Below are 3716 nucleotides of genomic sequence, written 5' to 3'. Positions count from 1 at the left end.
GGTAGGTTATGCAAAAAAGGGTTAAAACTTGAGGCGCGACCCCGTAATTTAATTCGCCATAGGAAAGCGCGCCTCCATTGATTAAGGCTCAACTGTCTTACGGTAACTTCAAACCATGAGCGACTGCCTCAAGACATGGTTCAATACTTCTTTGTTTGCTAGCTTTGGAAAAAGTATAAATATGAAGATTAATTCCCGTATAATTTAATCGTTGAAATAAATCCCTCATACTGCTTAAGCTTTGATCCAAACAATAACCAACCCAACAACTTACGAATAATTTAGTATTTAGGACTGGATCATCATTTTTAGGTAAATCTTTGAGGATATATTTGATGATTTTTTTAATGGAATCACTCATAATTTAAAATTATTCAATAGGTAAATATTAGTAAATAATAACCTATTTTTGCCTAGATATTTGTTAAGTTTTATTAATGTTCAACACTTCTGAATTACTGCATCGTTTTTCTGGGAGTGCGCTACACCACACTTAGACTATTCAAACGTTACGGACTGACACTCAAATTCAGAGTCAGCTTAAGGCATGATGCACATTTCCAAGCTTGCAACTTACAGTTTTGCTGTGTTAACTCCCTGGTTTCTAGGGGGTCAAGCTCCAGCAACTGCTAATTCACAATCTAACTACAAGGATTTAGGAACCTCTGTTCCTACTGTTAAGGGTCCATCGGTAAATGTAATGCTGGGAGCAACTCCCGTGGCCCTCCGTACTACTGACCCTGAGATTAAAGCCAGTCCACAACGAATTAACCATCTCGGTGCCATCTCTAACTTAGCAACTCCAGTCTTGGGAGCTGGAATAGTTGCTGGTAATCAAGTTAACTCGGTTCCCAAGGTAACAACTGAAACCGGTACAACTCAAGCAAGATTAACGTCAACAAGAAGCCGTTTTTCCAGTCAATGGTTAGGATCTAGTTCATCTTTGACTTGGCACTCTAGAACCAGTGGTGCTGACGTTACTCCAGCCTATACACCTGATCAACTAGTATCGAGAACACTAGTTTCTCAATCTAGTGACTCCTCTGAATCCCCAAACTCTTCCCCAATTCCTCCATCAACTCAAGAGCAAATCCGCAAGTTACAAAAGCAACTAGATTCTTACAAATTAGCGCCTAATTTCCGTAAGACTTCTTCAATTTCTCCAGGGTTTAACATTTCCAATCCCTCCGGATTTGGAGCTGATAACTACAGAGGCTTTGTTGGCTTTGGCTTTCAATCTCGCACGCGCTTTAGCAATAATAGCGGTGGTTTGATTGGAGGTGGTAGGGATGGAACATTAGGATTTGGCTTCGGTCTTGGCGACGCGAGGGACTCAGTGGGATTACAGTTGTCCTATACGATCGCTAGTTTTGGTGGTAGCCGACCCCTTGGTAGTGGCGGTGTGAATGCCAAGTTGCATGCTCAATTTGCTCCGGGATGGGCTGTTGCTTTAGGAGGAGAAGGAATTATTAACGTGGGACGATTACCAGAAGGTAGTCCGACTGAATTTAATGATTTCGAGAATACCTACTACGGGGCAGTTACCAAGGTGTTTAACCTCAGACGTAACATTAATGACCCTTTTAGTCGTGTAGTAATCACTGTAGGAGCTGGTACAGGTCGGTTTCGCAGTGTAGAACAAATAACTAATGGGGAAAACAGTATTGGTTTCTTTGGTAGTTTGGGTGTGGGAGTGCTCCCGTCGGTAAGTTTAATTACAGAGTGGACGGGACAAGATTTAGCAATAGGGGCATCAATAGTCCCTTTTAAAGGTATCCCTCTTGTAATTACTCCAGCCGTAAGAGATATTGCTGGTCAAGGTGACGGAGCCCGTTTTGTTTTGGGTGTTGGTGGCTCAATTGGCGATGTTCTCTCTCTGGTGGATCTCATTTTATGAGATTCTGGTTTAGACTCAACTGCCTTTAAGGCAAGCTAACACGTTACACCGAGGTAAATTCACGAGGTAAATTCACAGAGGTAAATCATGAAACTCATTTCCTCAATTAAAAATCAAACTACCAGTATTTTGGCAATCACTGCTTTGGCGGTGGGATTCACTCCAGTTTTGCCTGGGCTGGCGAATAACTTGTCAGATATTACTGGTCTGAATATTTCAGATATTACTGGTCCTAATGTTTCAGACATCACAGGTACCAATGTATCAGGCAATACGGCAACATTGGTGGATAACGCAAAGCAGGTCGAGGCTGCTCAACAGCTTGTGCAGCAGCTAGATTCTTGTGTGGCTTCTAATTGTGCAGAGTGGCCAAGTTTATTAGAGCAAGGAAATCAGCTTATACAAGAATTAGATGCTTCAGAAGTACAAGCCCCTTAGGTATAGCGCTACGCGCAAGTCAGAAGTTAGAAGTCAGAAGTCAGAAATCAGATATGACTAAGTTTCGGAGTTTAGGAATGTCAAACATCTGAATGCGTAGTGCTATAAATCCTGGTTCTGAGATCTGATAATTCTTACGCTATTGCACCATGGTTTCCTTTGGATATTATGTAGTTGCCTTCATTATTGCCGCTTTAATTGTTTTCAAGACTATTCCTTTAGTTAAAGCGGCTGCCATCAAGTATCAGTACACTGACTTACCAGCCGAGCGTAAAGTGCATCGACAACCGATGGTGCGTTTAGGGGGAATTTCTATTTGTGCTAGCACCTTAATCGCTCTGTTTTTAGTATGGAGTCTAGGAGGGTTGGCTGATTTTCCCCCTGAAGTCACCTTAGAGGTTTGGGCAGTTTTTCTCGGCAGTTTCTGCTTTTTCTTGATTGGCGTCACAGACGACTTGGTGAATTTATCGCCGTTAACGCGCTTGTTACTGCAAGCAGCAGTTGCCAGTTTAGTTTGGAAAATGGGGGTGCGGATTAGCTTTGTAAGTCTTCCAGGAGTGGGAATAGCACACTTAGAATGGCTCAGCTTACCTATTACCGTCCTCTGGCTGACAGGGGTTGTCAACGGGATTAACTGGATTGATGGACTGGATGGCTTGGCTTCAGGAGTGGCTGGTATTGCTGGGGTGATGATTTTGCTCCTCAGTTTGTTCATGGGCGAAACCGAGGCCGCACTAATTAGTGCGGCATTAGTAGGGAGTTTATTAGGATTTTTGTACTACAACTTCAATCCAGCCCAAATTTTTATGGGAGATGGTGGCTCCTACTTCATCGGTTTCACTATCGCTAGCCTGAGTGTGATTGGATTGGTCAAGAGTGCCGTAGCTACCACAGTCCTCTTACCCTTTCTGGTCTTGGCAGTACCCCTTTTAGACATGTCTGCTGTGATTACCCTGAGATTATGTCACGGCAGTTCACCTTTCCAGGCTGATCAACGCCATCTCCATCATCGTTTGTTAAAGGCAGGTTTGTCTCATCGACTAACGGTGTTACTGATTTACGCCCTCACGTTATGGGCTGGCAGTTTAGCCCTAGTCTCTGTTCAGTTTCCTCGCAGTCCGGTAATTGTCGGTAGTACAACGATTTTACTGGGATTGGTGATTTGGAGAGCATGGCAGTCTGTTCATGGCTCTTCCATGGAGCAGGGAGTGGGGAGCAGGGAGTAGGGAGTCGGGAGTCGGGAGCAGGGAGCAGGGAGCAGGGAGCAGGGAGCAGAGAAAAAATTCTTTGTACCTGATTAGTACGAGAAACGCTACAGATCTTAATTACATCTGAATTTTAAATGTGGCTGGGGAGATGGCCAGATGGCCATCTCCCCAGA

4 protein-coding genes are annotated in these 3716 nt (G+C 43.8%); 3 read left to right on the top strand and 1 reads right to left on the bottom strand.

The window, feature by feature from the left end:
- Positions 1-97: 97 nt before the first annotated feature.
- A complete protein-coding gene (locus tag F6K20_RS28725) occupies positions 98-361 on the bottom strand; it encodes a hypothetical protein (protein WP_009149806.1) in 264 nt (87 codons plus the stop codon).
- Positions 362-547: 186 nt separating this feature from the next.
- Between F6K20_RS28725 and F6K20_RS28720 the strand changes: the two genes are divergently transcribed.
- The 3 genes from F6K20_RS28720 (at position 548) to F6K20_RS28710 (ending at position 3561) form a co-directional block, all read left to right on the top strand.
- Positions 548-1897, top strand: a complete 1350-nt coding sequence (locus F6K20_RS28720) for a hypothetical protein (protein WP_143764229.1) — start codon at positions 548-550, stop codon at positions 1895-1897.
- Between the two features lie 87 nt (positions 1898-1984).
- Positions 1985-2335 carry a hypothetical protein gene (locus F6K20_RS28715; protein ID WP_009149808.1) on the top strand — a complete coding sequence of 117 codons (351 nt, stop codon included), beginning with the start codon at positions 1985-1987 and terminating at the stop codon, positions 2333-2335.
- A 149-nt stretch (positions 2336-2484) separates the two neighbouring features.
- Positions 2485-3561 (top strand): glycosyltransferase family 4 protein, encoded by a 1077-nt coding sequence (locus F6K20_RS28710; RefSeq protein ID WP_287296941.1) that lies wholly within the window; start codon positions 2485-2487, stop codon positions 3559-3561.
- Positions 3562-3716 lie beyond the last annotated feature (155 nt).

Source organism: Moorena sp. SIO2C4 (genome assembly GCF_010672485.1).
GTDB classification, from domain to species: domain Bacteria; phylum Cyanobacteriota; class Cyanobacteriia; order Cyanobacteriales; family Coleofasciculaceae; genus Moorena; species Moorena producens.
The sequence above is the reverse complement of the archived record's forward strand: the minus strand, read 5'-3'. Positions and strand labels throughout refer to the sequence as shown.